Annotated in this window: 32 protein-coding genes; 1 reads left to right on the plus strand and 31 read right to left on the minus strand. The window is 62.7% G+C overall.

Annotated features, from left to right (window positions below; genetic code table 11):
* Window positions 1-31: 31 nt before the first annotated feature.
* Together AC13GI_RS21345 and AC13GI_RS21350 are read right to left on the minus strand one after the other, a co-directional pair.
* A protein-coding gene (locus AC13GI_RS21345; protein ID WP_482995612.1) for an IS3 family transposase occupies window positions 32-1383 on the minus strand; the annotation gives its coding sequence in 2 pieces (ribosomal slippage) (window positions 32-936 and window positions 936-1383; 1353 coding nt in all).
* 427 nt (window positions 1384-1810) lie between these two features.
* A complete protein-coding gene (locus tag AC13GI_RS21350) occupies window positions 1811-3202 on the minus strand; it encodes a class II 3-deoxy-7-phosphoheptulonate synthase (protein WP_025879324.1) in 1392 nt (463 codons plus the stop codon).
* Between the two features lie 232 nt (window positions 3203-3434).
* On the opposite strand from AC13GI_RS21350, the gene AC13GI_RS21355 reads away from it, so the two are divergent.
* Complete coding sequence (locus AC13GI_RS21355; protein WP_482997286.1) at window positions 3435-5561, plus strand: TonB-dependent receptor; 2127 nt, start codon at window positions 3435-3437, stop codon at window positions 5559-5561.
* Window positions 5562-5692: 131 nt separating this feature from the next.
* Here the strand turns inward: AC13GI_RS21355 and AC13GI_RS21360 are convergent, their stop codons facing one another.
* The 29 genes from AC13GI_RS21360 to tuf all read right to left on the minus strand — a co-directional run.
* Window positions 5693-6199 carry a disulfide bond formation protein B gene (locus AC13GI_RS21360; RefSeq protein ID WP_089239011.1) on the minus strand — a complete coding sequence of 169 codons (507 nt, stop codon included), beginning with the start codon at window positions 6197-6199 and terminating at the stop codon, window positions 5693-5695.
* A gap of 193 nt (window positions 6200-6392) precedes the next feature.
* Window positions 6393-6776 (minus strand): 50S ribosomal protein L17, encoded by a 384-nt coding sequence (rplQ, locus tag AC13GI_RS21365; protein ID WP_089239009.1) that lies wholly within the window; start codon window positions 6774-6776, stop codon window positions 6393-6395.
* A 197-nt stretch (window positions 6777-6973) separates the two neighbouring features.
* Window positions 6974-7972 (minus strand): DNA-directed RNA polymerase subunit alpha, encoded by a 999-nt coding sequence (locus AC13GI_RS21370; RefSeq protein ID WP_025879320.1) that lies wholly within the window; start codon window positions 7970-7972, stop codon window positions 6974-6976.
* Between the two features lie 55 nt (window positions 7973-8027).
* Entirely contained in the window at window positions 8028-8657 is a 630-nt protein-coding gene (gene rpsD / locus AC13GI_RS21375; protein ID WP_025879319.1) for a 30S ribosomal protein S4, read from the minus strand.
* A gap of 15 nt (window positions 8658-8672) precedes the next feature.
* Window positions 8673-9062, minus strand: a complete 390-nt coding sequence (rpsK, locus tag AC13GI_RS21380; protein WP_004145443.1) for a 30S ribosomal protein S11 — start codon at window positions 9060-9062, stop codon at window positions 8673-8675.
* 11 nt (window positions 9063-9073) lie between these two features.
* A complete protein-coding gene (gene rpsM, locus AC13GI_RS21385) occupies window positions 9074-9430 on the minus strand; it encodes a 30S ribosomal protein S13 (RefSeq protein ID WP_025879318.1) in 357 nt (118 codons plus the stop codon).
* Between the two features lie 346 nt (window positions 9431-9776).
* Window positions 9777-11144, minus strand: a complete 1368-nt coding sequence (gene secY, locus AC13GI_RS21390; RefSeq protein ID WP_025879317.1) for a preprotein translocase subunit SecY — start codon at window positions 11142-11144, stop codon at window positions 9777-9779.
* A 7-nt stretch (window positions 11145-11151) separates the two neighbouring features.
* Window positions 11152-11595 carry a 50S ribosomal protein L15 gene (rplO, locus tag AC13GI_RS21395; protein WP_089239007.1) on the minus strand — a complete coding sequence of 148 codons (444 nt, stop codon included), beginning with the start codon at window positions 11593-11595 and terminating at the stop codon, window positions 11152-11154.
* 4 nt (window positions 11596-11599) lie between these two features.
* Window positions 11600-11791, minus strand: a complete 192-nt coding sequence (gene rpmD / locus AC13GI_RS21400; RefSeq protein WP_038690275.1) for a 50S ribosomal protein L30 — start codon at window positions 11789-11791, stop codon at window positions 11600-11602.
* Complete coding sequence (rpsE, locus tag AC13GI_RS21405; RefSeq protein WP_025879314.1) at window positions 11784-12326, minus strand: 30S ribosomal protein S5; 543 nt, start codon at window positions 12324-12326, stop codon at window positions 11784-11786. Before rpsE ends, rpmD begins: the two co-directional genes overlap by 8 nt.
* 161 nt (window positions 12327-12487) lie before the next feature.
* Complete coding sequence (gene rplR / locus AC13GI_RS21410; protein WP_099819141.1) at window positions 12488-12841, minus strand: 50S ribosomal protein L18; 354 nt, start codon at window positions 12839-12841, stop codon at window positions 12488-12490.
* Window positions 12842-12927: 86 nt separating this feature from the next.
* Complete coding sequence (gene rplF, locus AC13GI_RS21415) at window positions 12928-13452, minus strand: 50S ribosomal protein L6 (RefSeq protein ID WP_099819140.1); 525 nt, start codon at window positions 13450-13452, stop codon at window positions 12928-12930.
* A gap of 17 nt (window positions 13453-13469) precedes the next feature.
* Window positions 13470-13868, minus strand: a complete 399-nt coding sequence (gene rpsH, locus AC13GI_RS21420) for a 30S ribosomal protein S8 (RefSeq protein ID WP_025879311.1) — start codon at window positions 13866-13868, stop codon at window positions 13470-13472.
* Between the two features lie 231 nt (window positions 13869-14099).
* Window positions 14100-14405 (minus strand): 30S ribosomal protein S14, encoded by a 306-nt coding sequence (gene rpsN, locus AC13GI_RS21425; RefSeq protein WP_032977438.1) that lies wholly within the window; start codon window positions 14403-14405, stop codon window positions 14100-14102.
* 18 nt (window positions 14406-14423) lie between these two features.
* Window positions 14424-14966: a 50S ribosomal protein L5 gene (rplE, locus tag AC13GI_RS21430; RefSeq protein WP_025879309.1), complete on the minus strand. Its 543-nt coding sequence runs from the start codon at window positions 14964-14966 to the stop codon at window positions 14424-14426.
* A gap of 11 nt (window positions 14967-14977) precedes the next feature.
* Window positions 14978-15295: a 50S ribosomal protein L24 gene (gene rplX, locus AC13GI_RS21435; RefSeq protein WP_025879308.1), complete on the minus strand. Its 318-nt coding sequence runs from the start codon at window positions 15293-15295 to the stop codon at window positions 14978-14980.
* Between the two features lie 16 nt (window positions 15296-15311).
* The gene (gene rplN / locus AC13GI_RS21440; protein WP_025879307.1) at window positions 15312-15680 is read right to left on the minus strand and encodes a 50S ribosomal protein L14; all 369 of its coding nucleotides are present in this window, start codon (window positions 15678-15680) and stop codon (window positions 15312-15314) included.
* Between the two features lie 12 nt (window positions 15681-15692).
* Entirely contained in the window at window positions 15693-15962 is a 270-nt protein-coding gene (rpsQ, locus tag AC13GI_RS21445) for a 30S ribosomal protein S17 (RefSeq protein WP_004145355.1), read from the minus strand.
* An 11-nt stretch (window positions 15963-15973) separates the two neighbouring features.
* Window positions 15974-16159 (minus strand): 50S ribosomal protein L29, encoded by a 186-nt coding sequence (gene rpmC, locus AC13GI_RS21450; protein ID WP_025879306.1) that lies wholly within the window; start codon window positions 16157-16159, stop codon window positions 15974-15976.
* Window positions 16159-16572, minus strand: a complete 414-nt coding sequence (rplP, locus tag AC13GI_RS21455) for a 50S ribosomal protein L16 (protein ID WP_025879305.1) — start codon at window positions 16570-16572, stop codon at window positions 16159-16161. The genes rpmC and rplP overlap by 1 nt, the downstream gene beginning before the upstream one ends.
* Window positions 16573-16577: 5 nt before the next feature.
* Window positions 16578-17312: a 30S ribosomal protein S3 gene (rpsC, locus tag AC13GI_RS21460; RefSeq protein WP_005415414.1), complete on the minus strand. Its 735-nt coding sequence runs from the start codon at window positions 17310-17312 to the stop codon at window positions 16578-16580.
* Between the two features lie 18 nt (window positions 17313-17330).
* Window positions 17331-17666, minus strand: a complete 336-nt coding sequence (gene rplV / locus AC13GI_RS21465) for a 50S ribosomal protein L22 (RefSeq protein ID WP_004145348.1) — start codon at window positions 17664-17666, stop codon at window positions 17331-17333.
* A 12-nt stretch (window positions 17667-17678) separates the two neighbouring features.
* Window positions 17679-17948 carry a 30S ribosomal protein S19 gene (gene rpsS, locus AC13GI_RS21470; protein WP_004145340.1) on the minus strand — a complete coding sequence of 90 codons (270 nt, stop codon included), beginning with the start codon at window positions 17946-17948 and terminating at the stop codon, window positions 17679-17681.
* A gap of 6 nt (window positions 17949-17954) precedes the next feature.
* Window positions 17955-18782 (minus strand): 50S ribosomal protein L2, encoded by an 828-nt coding sequence (rplB, locus tag AC13GI_RS21475; RefSeq protein WP_099819139.1) that lies wholly within the window; start codon window positions 18780-18782, stop codon window positions 17955-17957.
* Window positions 18783-18792: 10 nt separating this feature from the next.
* The gene (gene rplW / locus AC13GI_RS21480) at window positions 18793-19092 is read right to left on the minus strand and encodes a 50S ribosomal protein L23 (protein WP_025879303.1); all 300 of its coding nucleotides are present in this window, start codon (window positions 19090-19092) and stop codon (window positions 18793-18795) included.
* The gene (gene rplD / locus AC13GI_RS21485) at window positions 19089-19694 is read right to left on the minus strand and encodes a 50S ribosomal protein L4 (RefSeq protein ID WP_025879302.1); all 606 of its coding nucleotides are present in this window, start codon (window positions 19692-19694) and stop codon (window positions 19089-19091) included. Before rplD ends, rplW begins: the two co-directional genes overlap by 4 nt.
* A gap of 12 nt (window positions 19695-19706) precedes the next feature.
* Window positions 19707-20357, minus strand: coding sequence for a 50S ribosomal protein L3 (gene rplC / locus AC13GI_RS21490; protein WP_049470484.1), 651 nt, complete (start codon window positions 20355-20357; stop codon window positions 19707-19709).
* 11 nt (window positions 20358-20368) lie between these two features.
* Window positions 20369-20680, minus strand: a complete 312-nt coding sequence (gene rpsJ / locus AC13GI_RS21495) for a 30S ribosomal protein S10 (RefSeq protein ID WP_010341589.1) — start codon at window positions 20678-20680, stop codon at window positions 20369-20371.
* A gap of 333 nt (window positions 20681-21013) precedes the next feature.
* A partial coding sequence (gene tuf, locus AC13GI_RS21500; protein ID WP_482997287.1) for an elongation factor Tu occupies window positions 21014-22084 on the minus strand: 1071 nt, incomplete at its 5' end.

Genomic DNA, 22084 nt, shown 5'->3' on the forward strand with positions numbered 1-22084 from the left:
TGAAGTGACCCCCGAGAGTTGGACGGTGGGGTCAAACGGCCGCTTGGGCCTGTTTCCGGTACTGTACCGGGCTCAGGCCCTTCAATTTCAATCTGATGCGCTCTTGGTTGTAGTACTTGATGTAATCCACGAGCCCAGCCTCCAGACTCTCGATGCTGTCAAAGCTGTTCAGGTAGAAAAATTCTGACTTCAGCGTCCCGAAAAAGCTTTCCATTGCCGCATTGTCCAGGCAGTTGCCACGCCGGGACATGCTTTGCTTCAACGAGTGCTTTTCCAGCATGTGCCGGTAGTTTTCATGCTGGTACTGCCAGCCCTGGTCGGAGTGGATCATGGGGCGCTCATCCGGGGAGAGCTTGTTGATGGCTTCGTCCAGCATCTGACCTACCAGATCGAACACGGGCTGACGCTTGATCTGATAAGCCACGATTTCGCCGTTGTAGAGGTCCATGATCGGCGACAGGTAGAGCTTCATCCCTTGCACCTTGAACTCGGTGACGTCGGTCACCCACTTCTGGTTGGGCCGCTCGGCATGGAACTGGCGATTGAGGTCATTGCCAACCACAACATTGGCTGCCCCTTTGAAAGATCGGTAGCGCTTCACGCGGACCCGTGATTTCAGGCCCATCTCTCCCATCAGACGCTGTACCCGCTTGTGATTGGTCCGATGGCCCTGATTGGCCAATTCCAGCGTCACCGTGCGATAGCCATAGCGCCCTTGGCTTTGATCGTAGATTGCACGGATGCGCTCGCACAGATCTGCCTCGTCCTGATCCGGATGGGCCAGGACATGGTTCTGGTAATAGAAAGTACTGCGCGACAGCTCTGCCGCTTCGAGCAGAAGCGACAGCGTATGAACCTGCCTCAATCCTTGGATGGCTTGCGCTTTGCGTCCTGCGCCGCCTGCTCTTCCCGGATCAAGGCATCGAGTTTTTTTAGGTAGTCGGTCTCCGCACGCAGATAGGCGACTTCCTTGAGCAGCTCATCGCGGCTCATATCCTCAGGTGGTTTGGACGAACGGGTCTTTTTCATCGGCTTTCGGGGCGGCAGCGGCGGCGGTGCCAACGCTTGGGCACCGCCCTGAGCATACAGGCGCCGCCACTGCCCCACTGCGCCGGCATCGCCAATCTGAAAGTAGGTGGTGGCCTCACGCCCGGACATGCCGTCCCGGCTCATCTTCTCCAGAACAGCCAGCTTGAACGCGAGGTCATAGGACCGGGTCTGGCGGTGAAACCCGCGCCAACCGTGCAGCCGATACGTAGCCACCCAGCGTCTGACCGTGGAGAACTCCAAACCGTGGTGTCGGGCGATGGCTTTGACCGACGTGGAGGTCTTGCAGGCTTCTTTGGCGACCTGCAGTTTGAATCGAGCTTCGTACCTGTTCATGTATCCCTCGGGGTTGGATCTGGCGTCCAACTCCCGGGGGTCACTTCACCCTGGGGGCTTGGCCGCGGCATCCATGCCGCGGACACTCCCGCAACCGGACCCACCCCGCCTTCGACAGATTTCCGCGATCTGCCGGCATTTCTGTAGAGCCGAGCAATGCTCGGCTCAATTCGTTCCGATATCGAAATATTCGATTTCGATGGAGTCATCCACGCATGGCGTGGATCTACCAGACATCAGGAAACTGTCGAAGGTGGGGCGGTGTCGGAGTGCGGGGTGTCAGCCGCATGGATGCGGCTGCCAAGCCTACAGGGACGTACTTGCGGCGTCCCCGCACTCCGACACCGCCCCGCCAACCACGGAATCCTGCTGTTGCTGTTGCTGTTGATTCGGCAGGTGCAGGACGCAGCCCTGCAGAAGCCAACCCTCAGCGCACCTGCTCCTGCTTGCGCACGATCGCCATCGCGATCTCCAGCGACTGCTCGTAGTTCAATCGCGGATCGACAGTCGAACGATACGCACGCTCCAGGTCACGCTCGGTCAACTCGCGCGCACCGCCGGTGCATTCGGTCACATCCTCACCGGTCAGCTCCAGATGCACGCCACCCAGACGCGTACCCGCAGCCGCGTGCAGGTCGAACGACATCTCGACCTCACCACGTACATTGTCGAAGCGCCGCGTCTTGAAGCCGTTGGCGGTGCTTTCGGTGTTGCCGTGCATCGCATCGCACACCCACAGCACGCGACGACCATCGCGCTTGACCGCATCCAGCAACGGCGGCAGCTTCTGCGCGATCTGCGCCGCACCCATGCGGTGGATGAAGCTCAGGCGGCCCGGCTCGTCATCCGGATTGAGCACATCGATCAGACGCAGCAACTGGTCCGGCGTCACCGACGGGCCGACCTTGATCGCGATCGGATTGCGCACGCCACGCAGGTACTCCACGTGTGCGCCATCCAGCGCGGCGGTACGCATGCCGATCCACGGGTAGTGCGTGCTCAGGTTCAACCAGCCCTGCTGGCGCGGCACTTGCCGGGTCAGCGCCTGCTCGTAGGGCAACAGCAGCGCTTCATGCGAGGTGTAGAAATCGATGCGGTTGAGGTTGTGCACGCGGGCCCCGGCCAGGGTCTCCATGAAGTGCACCGCATCGCCGATCGAGGCGACCATCTTCTGGTACTCGGCGGCCAACGGCGAGTGGCTTACCCATTCCAGGTTCCAGTATTCAGGATGGTGCAGGTCGGCGAAGCCGCCATCGATCAGCGCGCGCACGAAGTTCATCGTCATCGCCGAATGCGCGTGGGCCTGCAGCATCCGCTTCGGATCGGGCAGCCGCGCCGCCTCGGTGAAGGCCGGCGCATTGATGACATCGCCGCGGTAGCTGGGGAGGGTCACGCCGTCGCGGGTCTCGGTATCGGCCGAACGCGGCTTGGCGTACTGCCCCGCAAATCGGCCGACGCGGATCACCGGCTGACGCAGGCCGTGCACCAGCACCAGGCTCATCTGCAGCAGCACCTTCAAGCGGTTGGAAATCGTGCCCGATTCGCAGTCGCTGAAATTCTCCGCACAGTCGCCACCCTGCAACAGGAAACGCTTGCCCTCCTGGGCGTCGGCCAACTGCTGCTTCAGCGCCAGGATCTCCCATGAGGTCACCAGCGGCGGCAGCCGCTTCAACTCGTGCAGCGCCGCATCCAGTGCCACCGGATCGGGATAGGTCGGCATCTGCAGCGCGGTCTTGCCCCGCCAGCTCTCCGGTGACCAGGCAGCGCCAGCAGCGATGGCGGCAGGATCGGGGGCGGGCGGAACGGCGGACAGGCTCATCACGGACATCCGGGGGTGGGGGGCGGTCATGGTCGCAGAGCCAGCCGCTGGCGCAAAGGGCCAGGCACCGCCGCGACTGCCTGAACGGTGTGGAAAGGGGCCGCCTGATCGGCCAGAAACGGCATGGTCGCCGTCGCTGGACAGGCGCATGATCGGCACGCAGTTGTTACGGAGTAACACTCTCTCATGGACCGGCCCCTTCCCCCCCTCCCCCCTTCCCTGCCCATTTCCCATGAAGCCCTCCCTGCTCACCACCGCCATCACCTTCGCCCTGGTCCTGGCCAGCCAACCCGCGCTTGCCGCCGACACTGATGCCAGTGCGGCTGCGGTCAAGAACCTCGACGTGGTCACCGTCAGCGCCCAGCTCGACCAGGCCCGCAATGCCCTGTCCCCGGACATCGGCAGCAGCCAATACCAGATCACCGCCGAGGACATCCAGAAGCAGCCGCTGGGTGCCTCCGCCCCGCTCAGCCAAGTGCTGCTGCAGGCCCCGGGCGTGGTCCAGGACTCCTACGGCGGCGTGCACGTGCGCGGCGACCACGCCAACCTGCAGTACCGCATCAACGGTGTTTTGCTGCCCGAATCGATCTCCGGCTTCGGCCAGACCCTGGATGCGCGGACGATCAAGAGCATCCGCCTGATGGACGGCGCCCTGCCGGCCCAGTTCGGTGAACGCACCGCTGCGGTGGTCGATATCACGACCCGCAGCGGTGCCGAGCTGGGCAACGGCGGCAGCGCCGGCATCACCGCCGGCTCCTTCGGCAAGGTCAACCCGAATGCCTCCTGGTGGGGCAACCAGGGCCGCTGGAGCTGGTTCCTGACCGGCAACTACGATCAGAACGAGGTCGGGCTGGAGAACCCCACCAGCGCCCGCAAGCCGCAGCATGACGATACCCACCAAGGGAAGGCCTTTGCCGACCTGACCTATCTGGTCAACGACAGCACCCGCCTGAGCGTGTTCGCCGGCTTTGCCAACAACCGCTTCCAGATCCCGGTCAACCCGGGGCAGACCCCGCAGTTCGGTTACCTGGACACCACCACCTTCGATTCCAGCCAGCTGGACGAAACCCAACGCGAGACCACCCGCTTCGGCATGCTGGTGCTGCAGGGCACGCTGGGCCAGACCGCGTACCAGCTGTCGGCCGGTCAGCGCTACAGCGACGTGGCCTTCAACCCGGACATCGTCGGCGACCTGGTGTTCAGTGGCGTCGCCTCGCAGGTCCAGCGCAGCAACCGCGCCAACACCCTGCAGGCCGATTTCTCCACGCCGCTGGGCGACAACCACACCCTGCGTTATGGCCTGTATGGCAATTACGAACACGCCGCCGCCAACAACAGCAGCTGGGTCTTCCCGGTCGATGCCGATGGCCGGCAGACAAGCACCACGCCGCAGCTGATCCCGGACCGCAACGCCTTCCACGCCAGCACAGCCGCACTGTACGTGCAGGATGAGTGGCGGATAGGCAATGACTGGACCGTCAACTACGGCCTGCGCGGCGACCGCTTCAAGGCGTTCGGCCACACCGAGGGCCAGCTCAGCCCACGCCTGGGCGTGGTCTGGAATGCCAGCGACAGCACCACGGTGCATGCCGGCTACTCGCGCTACTTCACCCCGCCCGCCAGCGAACTGGTCGCCGGCAGCGATCTGGCCCTGTTCGATGGCACCAGCAACCAGCAACCCGCCGGCGGCAGCAACACGCCGTTGTCCGAGCGCAGCGACTACTACGACATCGGCGTGTCACAGCAGATCGGCGACCACCTCACCCTCGGCCTGGATGCCTACGACCGCCGTGTCTCGCGCCTGCAGGACGAAGGCCAGTTCGGCGCCGCCTACATCTATTCCACCTTCAATTATCGTCGCGGCCAAATCCATGGCCTGGAGTTCAGCGCCGACTACAGCAACGGGCCGATCAGTGCGTACTTCAACGCCGCCTACAACAAGGCGATGGGCACCCAGGTCATCACCAGCCAGTACAACCTCGATCCGGATGCACTTGCCTACGTGCAGCAGAACTGGATCCATCTGGACCACGACCAGAAGCTGACCTCTTCCGGCGGCGTCAGTTACGCGTTCGCTGGCCACAACCGGGTGGGCGCGAACTACGTGTACGGCAGCGGCCTGCGTTCGGACATCGAGGGTGTGCCCAATGGCGGTGAGCTGCCGTCGTACCTGCAGGTCAATCTCAGCGCCGCGCATGACTTCAACGCCGACAGCGGTCATCCGCTGCATGTGCAGCTGGCCGTGCTCAACACGCTGGACCGCAGCTACCAGCTGCGCGATGGCGGCGGCATCGGCGTGTTCGCGCCGCAATGGGGGCCGCGTCGCGGCGCCTATCTGAGCCTGCAGCAGGATTTCTGAGCGAAGGGGTCGGATCCTTTTCCGTAGGAAAGGGCTCTGACCCCGGAGCTCGCAGTAGAGCCACGCCATGCGTGGCTGCAAGCGGGGTCGTAGCCCTTTGCTCCGCAAGGGGATACGACCCCGTTTCGCTTTCAGCGCTTGACCTTGCGCAGCGACACAACCAGCGCCCACAGCGCCAGCAGCACGAACCACACGCCCGACCACATCGGCATGGTCAGGCCGAGGAAGGTCCAGTCGATGTTGCCGCAGTTGCCGGTGCCGGTCAGCACGGTGCGGAACACTTCCAGCGGCCCCATGGTTTCGCGCAGGAACGCCAGCGGCGGGCCACAGGTCGCCCCCATCTCCGGCGGCAGCATCTGCACGTAGACGTGGCGTGCGGCAATGCCAACGCCCACGGCAGCGGCGATGAACGCGAGGATGCCGTAGGTCGCACGCCCCGGACGGTTGGACGGCCCATGCAGGGCGCCGATCAGGAACAGCAGGCCCAAGGCGACGAACGCCAGGCGCTGGAAGATGCACAGCGGACACGGCTCCAGGCCCATCTTCAACTGCAGGAAGATGGCGTAGCCCAGCAGGCCCGCGCAGATCAGGAAGCCCAGCAGGAACTGGGCGCGGAAAGGCCAGCGCAGAGGATTCATCGGCAACGCTCGTGTAGTACGGACCGCAAGCGTAACCGAGACTGCGCGCCGTTCGAACCGCCACAACGTCGCGCCCGTCGGAACAGTGCGGGGTCGGATCCCTTTGCGGATGCAAAGGGCTCTGCCACCCCAGAAACGGAAAAACCCGGCACGAGGCCGGGTTCTTCACCGAATGACGGGTGTCGCGCGTCGATTACTCTTCGACGGCTTCAGCCACGACCGGACGGTCAACCAGTTCGACGTAGGCCATCGGCGCGTTGTCGCCGGCGCGGAAGCCGCACTTCAGCAGGCGCAGGTAGCCGCCCGGACGGGTCGCGTAGCGCGGGCCCAGGATGGTGAACAGGTTGCCGACGGCTTCGTTGTCGCGCAGGCGGGCGAAGGCCAGACGACGGTTGGCGACGGAGTCGACCTTGGCCAGGGTGATCAGCGGCTCGGCGACGCGGCGCAGTTCCTTGGCCTTCGGCAGGGTGGTCTTGATCAGCTCGTGCTTGAACAGCGAGGCGGCCATGTTCTTGAACATCGCTTCGCGGTGGGCGCTGGTACGGCTGAACTTACGGCCGGATTTCTGGTGACGCATGGTGATATTCCTTGGTTAATGATGTGGCTTTGCGGATCGTTGTCGCCTTCCTGGCGCTGCTGCTCGGACTGCGGTTGGTCCTGGCCATCCGTCCTGGACGACCTGCCCGCGAACCTTCGTTCGTCGTGGCGGTATTGCCTTGGTGCAATGGCCCCGTCGTTGCCGACGGGGCCATGCGGTCTTGCAGAAAGGCTATATCAGCCCAGCATGCCGTGGCTGGCGACGCCGGCCGGCGGCCAGTTCTCCAGCTTCATGCCGAGCGACAGGCCACGCTGGGCCAGCACTTCCTTGATCTCGGTGAGCGACTTCTTACCCAGGTTCGGGGTCTTCAGCAGCTCGACTTCGGTCTTCTGGATCAGATCGCCGATGTAGTAGATGCTCTCGGCCTTCAGGCAGTTGGCCGAACGCACGGTCAGCTCCAGATCGTCGATCGGGCGCAGCAGCACCGGATCCACGCCGTTGTTGGCCGGCTTCGCCGCACCGCGGTCGCGGTGGGTGAAGTCACCGAACACCGACAGCTGATCGCTGAGGATGTCGGCAGCGGTACGCACTGCTTCTTCGGCGTCGATGGTGCCGTTGGTCTCGATATCGATGACCAGCTTGTCCAGGTCGGTGCGCTGTTCGACACGAGCCGCTTCCACGGCATAGGCGACACGGCGGACCGGCGAGAACGAGGCATCCAGGACCAGGCGGCCGATGGCACGGGTTTCTTCGTCCGGACGACGACGCGCAGCAGCCGGCTGATAGCCGAAACCGCGCTCGATCTTCAGACGCATGTTCACTGCCGTATCCTTGGTCAGGTGGCAGATCACGTGGTCGCCGTTCAAGATCTCCACATTGTGGTCGACCTTGATGTCGGCAGCGGTGACAACGCCCGGACCCTGCTTGGACAGGGACAGAGTCGCGTTGTCGCCGGAGTGCATACGGATGGCCACGTCCTTCAGGTTCAGCAGGACTTCCAGCACGTCCTCCTGCAGACCTTCGACCGTGGTGTACTCATGCAACACGCCGTCGATTTCGACTTCCGTGATGGCGAAGCCCGGGATGGACGACAGCAGCACGCGACGCAGGGCATTACCCAGCGTATGCCCGTAACCCCGCTCCAAAGGTTCGATAACGACCTTTGCACGGGTGTCGGTAATGCGTTCGATCTGCGGACCGCGAGGACGCAGAACCTGGTTGGCGGTAACCGTCATGTTGCGGGTTCTCCTAGTGAACCCCCGGCCGTCGCCGGGGGCTCTCCAATGTGAATTACTTCGAATACAGCTCGACGATCAGCGCTTCGTTGATGTCTGCAGGCAGATCCGAACGATCCGGAACAGCCTTGAAGATGCCGGAGAACTTGCCGGAATCCACTTCAACCCACGACGGGCTCAGGTCATGCTGGGCGGCGACGGTCAGGGCTTCCTGGACGCGCAGCTGCTTGGCAGCCTTTTCAGACAGAGCGATGGCGTCGCCAGCCTTGACCTGGTACGAGGCCAGGTTGACCGACTTGCCATTCACGGTGACGCCGCGGTGCGACACCAGCTGACGGGCAGCCGGACGGGTCACGGCGAAGCCCATGCGGTAGACAACGTTGTCCAGGCGGGTTTCCAGCAGCTGCAGGAGGTTCTCGCCGGTGTTGCCCTTCTTGGTCGAGGCCTTCTTGTAGTAGTTGCGGAACTGACGCTCCAGCAGACCGTAGATACGCTTGACCTTCTGCTTTTCACGCAGCTGGGTAGCGTAGTCGGACAGCTTGCCCTTACGGGCAGTGGCGCCATGCTGGCCGGGCTTCTGCTCCAACTTGCACTTGGAGTCCAGCGCACGCGCCGGGCTCTTCAGGGACAGGTCGGCGCCTTCGCGACGGGCGAGCTTACAGGTAGGACCGATATAACGAGCCATTTCTTATCGCTCCCTTTAGACGCGACGCTTCTTCGGCGGACGGCACCCGTTGTGCGGGATAGGCGTCACGTCGATGATGTTGGTGATCTTGTAGCCGACGTTGTTCAACGAACGCACGGCCGACTCACGGCCCGGACCCGGACCCTTGATGCGGACTTCCAGCGACTTCACGCCGTAGTCCAGCGCAGCACGACCGGCCTTTTCGGCAGCCACCTGGGCTGCGAACGGGGTCGACTTGCGCGAACCGCGGAAGCCAGCGCCACCGGAGGTCGCCCACGACAGAGCGTTGCCCTGACGGTCGGTGATGGTCACGATGGTGTTGTTGAACGAAGCGTGGACGTGGGCAACGCCGTCGGTGACGACGCGCTTGATCTTCTTCTTGGTCTTAGCAGCAGGCTTAGCCATTTATATGTCCCTTACTTCCTGATCGCCTTGCGCGGGCCCTTGCGGGTGCGGGCGTTGGTACGGGTGCGCTGGCCACGCAGCGGCAGACCGCGACGGTGACGCAGGCCGCGGTAGCAGCCCAGGTCCATCAGGCGCTTGATCGCGATACCGATTTCACGGCGCAGATCGCCTTCCACGATGTACTTGCCGACTTCGGCGCGCAGGCGCTCGATTTCCGGCTCCGACAGATCGCGGATCTTGGTGGTCGAAGTGACGCCTGCGACTTCGCAGACCTTCTTCGAACGGGTACGGCCGATGCCGTAAATGCTTTGCAACCCGACCCAGACATGCTTCTGGGCTGGCAGGTTGACGCCTGCAATACGCGCCATGACGCGGTTCTCCAGCTGAGTGATGGCCGACAGCGCGCTCAAGGCACGCCGATCCGGCAGGATGGATCAAAAAAGTGAACCAGTGATACTAACAAGGTTCCGGTTTACTTGGAAGCCCGTGAAACCAGAGGTTTCATGAACCCGGCCCGGGGAGTGTGCCCAGGCTCCGGCGCCGGATGGGGTTGGACCTGGAGTTGCCTCCCGGGCCGCCCGCGCTACTCCAGCGCGGGACCACCTCATCACACCCCCACCCGGAACCGCTGCGGGGGCCGCCCTTCGTTTGTGTGGCCAGAGTCCGCGAAGCGGAGGACCATCACGTCAGGAAGACGAAAGTATAACAGGCTAATCAGCCGCGAGCAAAACCACCGCGGTTGCCGCCCTTCAGGTTGGCCTTCTTCAGCAGGCTCTCGTACTGGTGGGACATCAGGTGCGCCTGCACCTGGGCGATGAAGTCCATCACCACCACCACCACGATCAGCAGCGAAGTACCGCCGAAGTAGAACGAGGCATTCAACTGCGTGCGCATCAGTTCCGGCAGCAGGCAGACGATCACCAGGTAGGCCGAACCGGCCGCAGTCAGTCGGGTCAGCACGCCGTCGATGTAGTCGGCGGTAGCCTTGCCCGGACGGATGCCCGGAATCAGTGCGCCCGACTTCTTCAGGTTGTCGGCGGTTTCCTGCGAGTTGAACACCAGCGCGGTATAGAAGAACGCGAAACCAGTGATCAGCGCAGCGAACACGATCATGTGCAGCGGCTCGCCCGGACCCAGGGCATTGGCGACCTTCTGCAGGGTCTGGCCAAAGGTGCTCTGGTTGGCAGCCTGGCCGGACCACATGGCGAGGGTCGCCGGGAAGGCCAGCAGGCTCGAAGCGAAGATCGCCGGGATGACGCCAGCCATGTTCAGCTTCAGCGGCAGGAACGAGGTCTGGTTCATGTACGCGTTGCGACCGCCCTGGCGGCGCGCGTAGTTCACCGTGATCCGGCGCTGGCCGCGTTCGACGAACACCACGAAGAAGGTGAAGGCGAGCACGACGATGGCGATCAGCAGCAACTGGATGAACTGGATGTTGCCGTCGCGGTAGGCGTCGAAGGTGTGGATGACCGCACCCGGCAGGCCCGCCACGATACCGGCGAAGATGATCAGCGAGACGCCGTTGCCAATGCCGCGCTCGGTGACCTGCTCACCGACCCACATCAGGAACATGGTGCCGGCGGTCAGTGCGACCACGGCAGTGAGCACGAAGCCCATGCCCGGCATGTACACGACCGGTGCGCCGGTCGGCGACACCTGGCCCTGCAGCGCCAGCGCGATCGAACCGCCCTGCACTACTGCGAGCAGCACGGCACCGATGCGCGAATACTGGGTGATCTTGCGGCGGCCGGACTCACCTTCCTTCTGCATCGCCTTCAAGGCGGGGAAGATGTGCACGGCCAGCTGCATCACGATCGATGCCGAGATGTACGGCATCACGTTCAGCGCGAAAATGCTGAAACGGTGCAGGGCGCCGCCCGAGAACATGTTGAACATGTCCACGATGCCGCCGCCCTGCTGTTGCATCATGGCAAGCATGGCATCGGGATTGACGCCCGGCACCGGCACGTAGCAGCCGATGCGATAGACGATCAAAGCCCCGACGACGAACAGCAAACGTTGGCGAAGTTCAGTGAACTTGCCCATTCCGCCCGCGAGGTTACCGATGCCAGCTTGCGCCATGATTCTCTTACTCCGTTACGCTGCCGCCGGCAGCTTCGATCGCAGCCTTGGCACCAGCCGTGGCAGCAACACCCTTCAGGGTGAACGCCTTGGTCACTTCGCCCTTGACGACGACCTTGGCCTTCTTGGCAGTGCTCGGGACCAGCTTGGCAGCACGCAGGGCAGCGAAGTCGATCTCGCCGGCCGGCAGCTTGTCCAGCTGGTACAGCAGCACTTCAGCGGTGTCCTTGGCGATCGGCGAACGGAAGCCGATCTTCGGCAGACGACGCTGCATGGGGGTCTGGCCGCCTTCGAAGCCAGCCTTGATCTTGCCGCCACCCTTACGGGCGAACGAACCCTTGTGGCCGCGGCCGCAGGTCTTGCCCAGGCCGGAACCGATACCGCGACCGACGCGGGTACGTTCCTTGCGGGCGCCCGGTGCCGGGCTCAATTCATTCAGATGCATGGTCATTGGATTATTCCTCAACCTTGACGAGGTAGTGGACCTTGTTGATCAGGCCGCGAACCTGCGGGCTGTCCTTCAGTTCACGCACATCGTTCAGCTTGCCCAGACCCAGCGCACGCACCGACAGGCGATGACGCGCCTGGGCACCACGCAGGCCGCGAACCAGACGGACCTTGACGGTCTTGGTGGTGTCATTAGCCATGGTTGAGATCCTCCACCTTCTTGCCGCGCTTGGCCGCGATACGAGCCGGCGACTGCGCTGCAGTCAGGCCCTTCACGGTGGCACGCACCAGGTTGATCGGGTTGCGCGAACCGGTGGCCTTGGCCAGCACGTTCTTCACGCCAACTGCTTCCAGGACGGCGCGCATGGCACCACCGGCAATGACGCCGGTACCTTCGGAAGCCGGCTGCATGAACACGCGCGCTGCGCCGTGACCATCCTTGATGGTGTGCCACAGGGTGCCGTTGTTCAGATCGACGGTGACCTGGTTCTTGCGAGCCTGCTCCATCGACTTCTGGATGGCGACCGGCACTTCGCGGGCCTTGCCATAACCGAAACCGACCTTGCCTTCGCCGTCGCCGACAACAGTCAGGGCGGTGAAGGTGAACTGACGGCCACCCTTGACGGTCTTGCTGACGCGGTTGACCGCGACCAGCTTTTCGATCATGCCGTCGTCGACTTTCTCTTCGCGGTTACGGTCGCGATCGCGACCCCGCTGCTGACGTTCTTCTGCCATGTTTATTCCTTGGTTGTTGGGTTATGTACGGCTCGAGGCCGCTTATGGTTGTGGAGTGGTGCGTTGTTGCGGTGGGCCGCTGCAGAAGAGCGGCGCCGCCCAGCCTCACTCAGGCTGGCGAGCAGGCGGACACGGGGGCCGAAGCCCCCTGCCCTGATCCCTTAGAACTGCAGGCCGGCTTCGCGGGCAGCGTCAGCCAGGGCCTTGATGCGGCCGTGGTAACGGTAACCCGAACGATCGAAGGCAACCTTCTCGACGCCGGCGGCCTTGGCGCGCTCAGCGACGATGCGGCCAACCTTGGCGGCGGCATCAGCGTTCTTGCCGTTCTTCAGGCCTTCCTTGACGTCGGCCTGGGTGGTGTTGGCAGCAGCCAGCACCTTCGAGCCGTCAGCGGTGAAGACCTGTGCGTACAGGTGCTGGCCGGTGCGCAGCACCGACAGGCGGGCAACACCGAGCACACGGATGTGGGCACGGGTCGACTTGGCGCGACGCAGGCGGGCGATGTTCTTGTTCATGATGTGTTTTCCTTGAAAGCTGAAGGTTGGGCTTTTCCCTGGAAAGTCCGCACATGGATGTGCGGGCTCTTGCGAGGGACTCGCGCTTATGCCTTCTTGGCTTCCTTACGGATGATGACTTCGTCGGAGTACTTCACGCCCTTGCCCTTGTACGGCTCCGGCTTGCGGAACGCACGGATCTTGGCGGCAGCTTCACCGACGGCCTGCTTGTCAGCGCCCTGCACCAGGATTTCGGTCTGGGTCGGGGTGGTGATGGTGATGCCTTCCGGCGCCACGAACACGATCGGGTGCGAGTAGCCCAGCGACAGGCTGAGGTCCTTGCCCTGCATCGCAGCACGGTAACCCACGCCGACCAGCTCCAGCTTGCGCTCGAAGCCTTCGGAAACACCCTTGACCATGTTGGACAGGATGGCGCGGACGGTACCGGTCAGCGGGATCAGGTCCACGTTGTCGGTGCTCAGGGTGGCGACGCCGTTTTCGACATTGATGTTGATACCAGCCGGCTTGGCCAGCGACAGGGTGCCCTTCGGGCCCTTGGCGATGACGTTGTCGTTCTGGATGTTCAGTTCAACCTTACCCAGGTCGATCGGCTTCTTGGCTACACGGGACATGGTCTACTCCTTTCGCCTTAGGCCACGAAGCACAGGACTTCGCCGCCGACGCCCAACTGGCGCGCCTGCGCATCAGTCATGATGCCCTTGGAAGTGGAAATGATGGAAATGCCCAGGCCGTTCATGACCTTCGGCAGTTCGCTCTTGCCGCGGTACTGGCGCAGGCCCGAACGCGAGAAGCGCTTCAGGGTCGCGATGACCGGCTTGCCTTCGAAATACTTCAGCACGATTTCCAGCTCGGACTTGTTGTTCTCGAGCGCGGTCACGCGCAGGTCGGCGATGTAACCCTCGTCCTTCAGGACCTGGGCGATCGCAACCTTGATCTTGGACGACGGGGCTTTCACCGTCTGCTTGCCAACCGCTGCCGCATTCTTGATGCGGACCAGCAGGTCGGCGATGGGATCAGTCATGCTCATATGAGTACCTTTGAGTGCACCGATATCCGCTTTCGCGAAAATCTGTTGTCTCCTGGAAACGGGCCAGGCCCCCTCCCCTACGCGTTGCGCAGAGCAAGACGCGGGAGTATACGCCAAAAGAGCCCGACTTGCGTCGGGCTCTTCGGTTTTTTGCAGAGGGAAAGCTGAACACTCCCCCTCCCCGGCGGCGAGGACCCCCGAAGGCGCCCTCGCTGGCAGGACCGGCTGGTATTACCAGCTGGCCTTGCGCAGGCCCGGAACGTCGCCACGCATGGTGGCTTCACGCAGCTTGTTGCGACCCAGGCCGAACTTGCTGTACACGCCACGCGGGCGGCCAGACAGTTCGCAACGGTTGCGGTGGCGGCTCGGCGACGAATCGCGCGGCAGCTTCGACAACTTGGTGGCGGCCTCGATCTTCTCTTCGTAGCTCGCGTCCGGGGAGGACACGATCTTCTTCAGAGCAGCACGCTTGACAGCGAACTTTTCAGCCAGCTTCTTCCGCTTGATGTCGCGGTTGACCATGGAGGTCTTTGCCATTTCGGTTTCCTCGACGAATCAGTTACGGAACGGGAACTTGAACGCTGCCAGCAGCGCCTTCGCTTCCGCGTCGGTCTTCGCAGTGGTGGTGATGGCGATATCCATACCGCGGATCGCGTCGACAGCGTCGAAGTCGATTTCCGGGAAGATGATCTGTTCCTTCACACCCATGTTGAAGTTGCCGCGACCGTCGAAGGAACGACCGGAAACACCACGGAAGTCGCGCACGCGCGGCAGCGAGATGTTGATCAGGCGGTCCAGGAACTCGTACATCTTGTGGCGACGCAGCGTGGTCTTGCAGCCGATCGGCCAACCATCACGGATCTTGAACGATGCCACCGAGATACGCGACTTGGTGACGATCGGCTTCTGGCCCGAGATCTTGGTCATGTCGCCAACGGCGTTTTCCAGGATCTTCTTGTTGGTGGCCGCTTCGCCGACACCCATGTTCAGGGTGACTTTGACCAGCTTCGGCACCTGCATGGAATTGGTGTAACCGAACTGCTTCATCAGCGCCGGCACCACTTCTTCCTTGTAAAACTTTTCGAGACGGGAAGTCATCTTCTCATTCCTCAGGCGTCGAGCGCCTCACCGCTGGAGCGGAACACACGCAGTTTGCGTCCATCCTCCAGCACCTTGAAGCCAACGCGCTCGCCCTTGCCCGAAGCCGGGTTCAGCACATTCACGTTGGAGATATGGATCGACGCTTCACGCTCGACCACGCCGCCGGCAACACCTGCCTGCGGGTTCGGCTTGGTGTGGCGCTTGACGATGTTCACGTTGGCGACGACCAGACGGTCGCCATCGACGCGGACGACTTCGCCCTGCTTACCCTTGTCCTTGCCGGCGTTGACGACAACCTGGTCGCCCTTCTTGATACGGTTAGCCATGATTATCTCCTGTCGCTCACAGCACTTCGGGAGCGAGCGAGACGATCTTCATGAACTTCTCCGAACGAAGTTCACGAGTCACCGGCCCGAAGATACGGGTCCCGATCGGCTCCTGCTTGTTGTTAAGCAGAACGGCAGCGTTGCCGTCGAAGCGGATCAGCGAGCCGTCGGCGCGGCGCACACCCTTGCGGGTACGCACCACGACAGCGTCATACACTTCACCCTTCTTGACCTTGCCGCGCGGAATCGCATCCTTCACGGTGACCTTGATGATGTCGCCGATGCCGGCGTAACGGCGCTTGGAACCACCCAGCACCTTGAAGCACATCACTCGCTTGGCACCAGAATTGTCGGCGACGTCAAGGTAGCTCTGCATCTGGATCATGATTCAGACTCCTTATTCAGCCGCACGCGTGATGACTTCCACCACGCGCCAGTTCTTGGTCTTGGACATCGGAGCAATCTCGGTCACGCGGACGACATCGCCTTCCTTGCAGGCGTTGTCGGCATCGTGGGCGTGCAGCTTCGTCGAGCGCTTGATGTACTTGCCGTACAGTGCGTGCTTGACCTGACGCTCGACCAGGACGGTAACCGTCTTGTCCATCTTGTTGCTGACGACACGGCCTTCGACCGTGCGCAGCGCTTTGTTTTCAGTATTGTCGCTCATAGCGGCCATCCTTACTTCGTGCTGCCGAGCAGGGTCTTGACGCGAGCAATTTCGCGACGCACCCGGCGGATGTCGTGTGTCTTCGGCAGCTGGCCGGTGACCTGCTGCATACGGACAGAGAACTGTTCCTTACGCAGGTCGATCAGGTGGGCCTTGAGGTCGTCAGCCGACTTTTCACGGAGAGTTTTGATATCCATCAGCGCACCGTCCGGGTCACGAAAGTGGTGGTGACCGAGAGCTTGGCAGCGGCCAGGCGGAACGCCTCGCGTGCCACTTCCTCGGTAACACCCTCGATTTCATAGATCATGCGGCCGGGCTGGATCTGGGCCACCCAGTATTCCACGTTGCCCTTACCCGAACCCATTCGAACTTCGATGGGCTTCTTGGTGATGGGCTTGTCGGGGAACACTCGGATCCACATCTTGCCGCCGCGCTTCACGTAGCGGCTGATCGAACGGCGAGCCGCTTCGATCTGACGCGCGGTCAGCTGACCGTGGGCGGTTGCCTTCAGGCCGTACTCGCCAAAGCTGACAGCGTTTGCGCTCCAGCTGAGGCCTTCGTTACGGCCCTTGTGCACCTTGCGGTACTTGGTTCGCTTGGGTTGCAACATTGTCGTTACCTCGCTTCACGAGCCGGGCGCTGACGGTCACCGCGGTCGCCGCGATCATGACGATCGTTGCGCGACGGGGTGTCGTCCTGCTTTTCCTGGCCAACCTGGGAGAAATCGAAGACCTCGCCCTTGTAGATCCAGACCTTGATGCCGATGATGCCGTAGGTCGTCTTGGCTTCAGCGAAGCCATAGTCGATGTCGGCACGCAGCGTGTGCAGCGGCACGCGGCCTTCGCGGTACCACTCCGAACGGGCGATTTCTGCACCGTTGAGGCGGCCACCGACGTTGACCTTGATGCCCAGGGCACCGAGGCGCATCGCGTTGCCGACCGAGCGCTTCATTGCACGGCGGAACATGATGCGACGCTCCAGCTGCTGCGCGATCGATTCGGCAACCAGCTGTGCGTCCAGCTCGGGCTTGCGCACTTCGGTGACGTTGATGTGCGCCGGGACGCCCATCATCTCGCTCACTTCCTTGCGCAGCTTCTCGATGTCCTCACCGCGCTTGCCGATCACCACGCCCGGACGGGCGGTGTGGATCGTCACGCGAGCGGTCTTGGCCGGACGCTCGATCAGGATCTTGCTGATGCCGGCCTGAGCCAGCTTCTTGCGCAGCATGTCGCGCACTTTCAGGTCGGCTGCCAGGTAACCAGCGAACTCGGCCTTGTTGGCGTACCACTTGGAGTTCCAGTCCTTGGAAATGCCGAGGCGGATACCAATCGGATGAACTTTATGACCCATGGTCTTTTCCTTATCCGCTTACTTGGCGGCGCCCACAACCACAGTGATGTGGCTGGTGCGCTTGAGGATGCGGGTACCGCGGCCTTTCGCCCGCGCCATGAAACGCTTCAGGGTCGGACCTTCATCTACCATGATGGTCTGAACCTTCAGCTCGTCGACGTCGGCGCCCTGGTTGTTCTCGGCATTTGCAATAGCCGACTCCACCACCTTCTTGATCAGGTGGGCAGCCTTCTTGTCCGAGAACTTCAGCAGGTTGACGGCACGCTCGGCCGGCAGACCGCGCACCTGGTCAGCGACCAGACGTGCCTTCTGCGGGGAGATGCGCGCGGTGCGCAGGATGGCTTTCGCTTCCATTGTCATCTCTCCTTACTTGCCCGACTTCTTGTCACCACCGTGACCCTTGAAGGTCCGGGTGATGGCAAATTCGCCGAGCTTGTGGCCGACCATGTTCTCGTTGACGAGAACCGGGATGTGGTTCTTGCCGTTATGCACGGCAATGGTGACGCCTACCATGTCAGGCAGGATCATCGAACGACGCGACCAGGTCTTGATCGGACGCTTGCTACCCGCAGCGGCAGCCACCTTAGCAACCAGGTGGTGATCGACAAACGGGCCCTTCTTGAGTGAACGTGCCATGGTCGATTAGCCCCTACGATCGCGGACGATGAACTGCTGAGTGCGCTTGTTATGGCGCGTCTTGTAACCCTTGGTCGGAACACCCCACGGGGTGACCGGATGCGGGTTACCCTGGCCGGCCTTCGCCTCACCACCACCGTGCGGGTGGTCAACCGGGTTCATGGCAGCACCACGAACGGTCGGGCGGACGCCGCGCCAGCGCTTGGCACCGGCCTTGCCCAGCTTTTCCAGGCTGTGCTCGTCGTTGCCGACTTCGCCGATGGTCGCGCAGCACTCGACCGGAACCTTGCGCATTTCACCCGAGCGCAGGCGCAGGGTGGCGTAGATGCCTTCACGAGCAACCAGCTGCACGGCAGCACCTGCAGCGCGGGCGATCTGAGCGCCCTTGCCCGGCTTCAGCTCGATGCAGTGGATGGTGGTACCGACCGGGATGTTGCGCAGCGGCAGGGTGTTGCCCGCCTTGATCGGAGCATCCGAACCAGCGATCACCTGATCACCAGCCTTCAGACCCTTCGGGGCGATGATGTAGCGGCGCTCGCCGTCGACGTAGCACAGCAGGGCGATGTGGGCGGTGCGGTTCGGATCGTATTCGATGCGTTCCACGCGCGCCGGGATGCCCAGCTTGTTGCGCTTGAAGTCAATCAGGCGGTAGTGCTGCTTGTGGCCACCACCGACGTGACGCACGGTGATGCGGCCGTGGTGGTTGCGACCACCCGAACGGCTCTGCGACTCGACCAGCGGGGCATGCGGAGCGCCCTTGTACAGGTCGGGAGTAACCACGCGCACGGCCGAACGGCGGCCGGGAGAAGTGGGCTTGAATTTCATCAATGGCATGGGATGTACCTCAGGCCTTGGCCGTTACATCGATCGACTGGCCGTCGGCCAGGCGAACGTACGCCTTGCGCCAATCGCCGCGGCGGCCAGCACGGTTACGGAAGGACTTGTTCTTGCCCTTGACGTTGACCACGTTGACTGCTTCGACCTTGACGTCGAACAGCTGCTCAACCGCGGCCTTTACATCGGCCTTGGTGGCTTCGTTCGAAATTTCGAAGACGTACTGATTGGAGAGTTCCTGCAGGCGCGCGGTCTTTTCGGAGACACGCGGGGCGAGCAGCACGCTGAAGATTTTTTCGTTGCTGTTCATGCCAGCCACTCCTCGACCTTCTTGACCGCGTCAGCGGTGATGACGACCGTGTCGGCACCGACCAGCGACACCGGATCCAGGCCCTGGACGTCACGCACTTCCACGTAGGGAATGTTGCGCGCCGACAGGTACAGGTGCTCGGAGGCTTCTTCAGTGACGATCAGCGGGCGCTTGCCCACTTCCAGGCCGGCCAGCTTGGCGATCAGAGCCTTCGTGTTGGTCGCTTCGACATCGAAGGACTCCACGATGGTCAGACGGCCCTGACGGTTCAGCTCGGACAGGATCGCGCACATGGCGGCACGGTACTGCTTACGATTGACCTTCTGCTCGAAGCTGCGCGGCTTTGCCGCGAAGGTGACACCGCCGCCGACGAAGATCGGAGCCGTCAGTGCGCCATGACGCGCGCCGCCGCCCTTCTGCTTCTTCGACTTCTTGGTGGTACCTGCCACTTCGGAGCGAGTCTTCTGCGCCTTGGTGCCGGCGCGACCGGCGTTGCGGTAAGCAACGACGACCTGGTGAACCAGATCTTCGCTGAAATCGCGACCGAACACGGCGTCGGAGACCGAGACCTTGTTATTGCTACCCGTGATAACGAGTTCCATCGTCATCTCTCCTTATGCCTTGCTCGCCGGACGGACGATCACGTCGCCACCCGCCGCGCCCGGAACGGCGCCGCGAACTGCGATCAGACCGCGCTCGACGTCGACCTTGACAACTTCCAGGTTCTGGGTGCTCTGCTGCACCGAACCCATGTGACCGGACATCTTCTTGCCCGGGAACACGCGGCCGGGCGTCTGGCGCTGACCCAGCGAACCCGGCGCGCGATGCGACAGCGAGTTGCCGTGGGTAGCGTCACCCATGCGGAAGTTGTAGCGCTTGATGGTGCCCTGGAAGCCCTTACCCTTGGTGACACCCTGGACGTCGACGATCTGGCCGACTTCAAAGATGTCCGCCTTGACTTCGCCGCCAACGGCGAAATCGCCGAGCTGGGCGTCTTCAACGCGGAATTCCCACAGGCCACGACCCGCTTCCACCTTCGCCTTGGCGAAGTGGCCGGCTTCCGGCTTGTTGACCAGGGCAGCGCGACGCGCGCCGACGGTCACCTGCACGGCGCTGTAGCCGTCAGCTTCGACGGTCTTGATCTGCGCGATGCGGTTGGGGGTTGCTTCGATCAGGGTCACCGGGATGGAACGGCCATCTTCGGTGAACACGCGGCTCATGCCAGCCTTGCGGCCCACGAAGCCCAACGAATATTTCTTCGTCATGGTCGTAGTCCTCAGGTCAACTTGATCTGAACGTCGACGCCGGCAGCCAGTTCGAGCTTCATCAGCGCGTCCACGGTCTTGTCATTCGGGTCAACGATATCGAGCACGCGCTTGTGCGTGCGGGTCTCGTACTGGTCACGCGCGTCCTTGTCGACGTGCGGGGAGACGAGGATGGTGTAACGCTCGATCTTGGTCGGCAGCGGGATCGGGCCACGCACTTGCGCGCCGGTCCGCTTCGCCGTCTCAACGATCTCGCTGGCCGAACGGTCGATCAGACGATGATCGAACGCTTTCAGCCGGATCCGGATCTTTTGGTCCGCCATGGCGGTAGGTTCCTTCGATAAAAGAGCGACAGACAAAGCCTCTGGGTTGCTTTGCCCCATGAAATCCCTGAATACAGACGGCCCGCATTCCCGCAGGCCGACAAGGTCAATCCGTAGACCCCAAATGCATAGGCAGACCCATGAAACTGGCCTGCCCAGACGGAGAAGCATAATGGCACGCAAGGCAGCTGTCAACAGTCTCCTGTTGACGCCGCCTGAATGGCATTGACCCTTCCTGGTCCGGGGAACACAAGGCACATCCTGTGCCTACTTTCCCGTTTGATACGCCCCGATGCCCTACCCAGGCAACATCGGGGCGCAGAGTCTAGCAGATTACTCGAGGATGGTGGCAACCACGCCAGCACCGACGGTACGGCCACCTTCGCGGATTGCGAAGCGCAGGCCGGCGTCCATGGCGACCGGGTTGATCAGGGTGACAACCATCTTGATGTTGTCGCCCGGCATCACCATCTCGACGCCTTCCGGCAGCTCGACCGCACCGGTGATGTCGGTGGTACGGAAGTAGAACTGCGGACGGTAGCCCTTGAAGAACGGGGTGTGACGGCCGCCCTCGTCCTTCGACAGAACGTAGACTTCGGCGTCGAACTTGGTGTGCGGCTTGATCGAACCCGGCTTGGCCAGAACCTGGCCACGCTCGACGTCGTCACGCTTGGTGCCGCGCAGCAGCAGACCGGCGTTGTCGCCTGCCTGACCCTGGTCCAGCAGCTTGCGGAACATTTCCACGCCGGTCACGGTGGTCTTCTGCACCGGACGGATGCCGACGATTTCGATTTCTTCGCCGACCTTGATCACGCCGCGCTCGATACGACCGGTGACCACGGTGCCGCGGCCCGAGATCGAGAACACGTCTTCGACCGGCATCAGGAATGCCTTGTCGACGTCACGCTCCGGGGTCGGGATCCAGGTGTCCAGCGCCTCGACCAGCTTGATGACGGCCGGCACGCCGATGTCGCTCTGGTCGCCTTCCAGCGCCAGACGGGCCGAACCCGAGATGATCGGGGTGTCGTCGCCCGGGAAGTCGTACTTGCTCAGCAGCTCGCGGACTTCCATTTCGACCAGTTCCAGCAGCTCGGCATCGTCAACCATGTCGGCCTTGTTCAGGAACACGACGATGTACGGCACGCCGACCTGACGCGACAGCAGGATGTGCTCGCGGGTCTGCGGCATCGGGCCGTCAGCGGCCGAGCACACCAGGATCGCGCCGTCCATCTGGGCAGCACCGGTGATCATGTTCTTGACGTAGTCAGCATGGCCCGGGCAATCGACGTGGGCGTAGTGACGAACGGTGGATTCGTATTCGACGTGCGCGGTCGAGATCGTGATGCCACGTGCCTTTTCTTCCGGCGCGGCGTCGATCGCGGAGTAATCCTTGAACTCGCCACC

The sequence above is a fragment of the Stenotrophomonas sp. 82F1 genome (assembly GCF_056861525.1).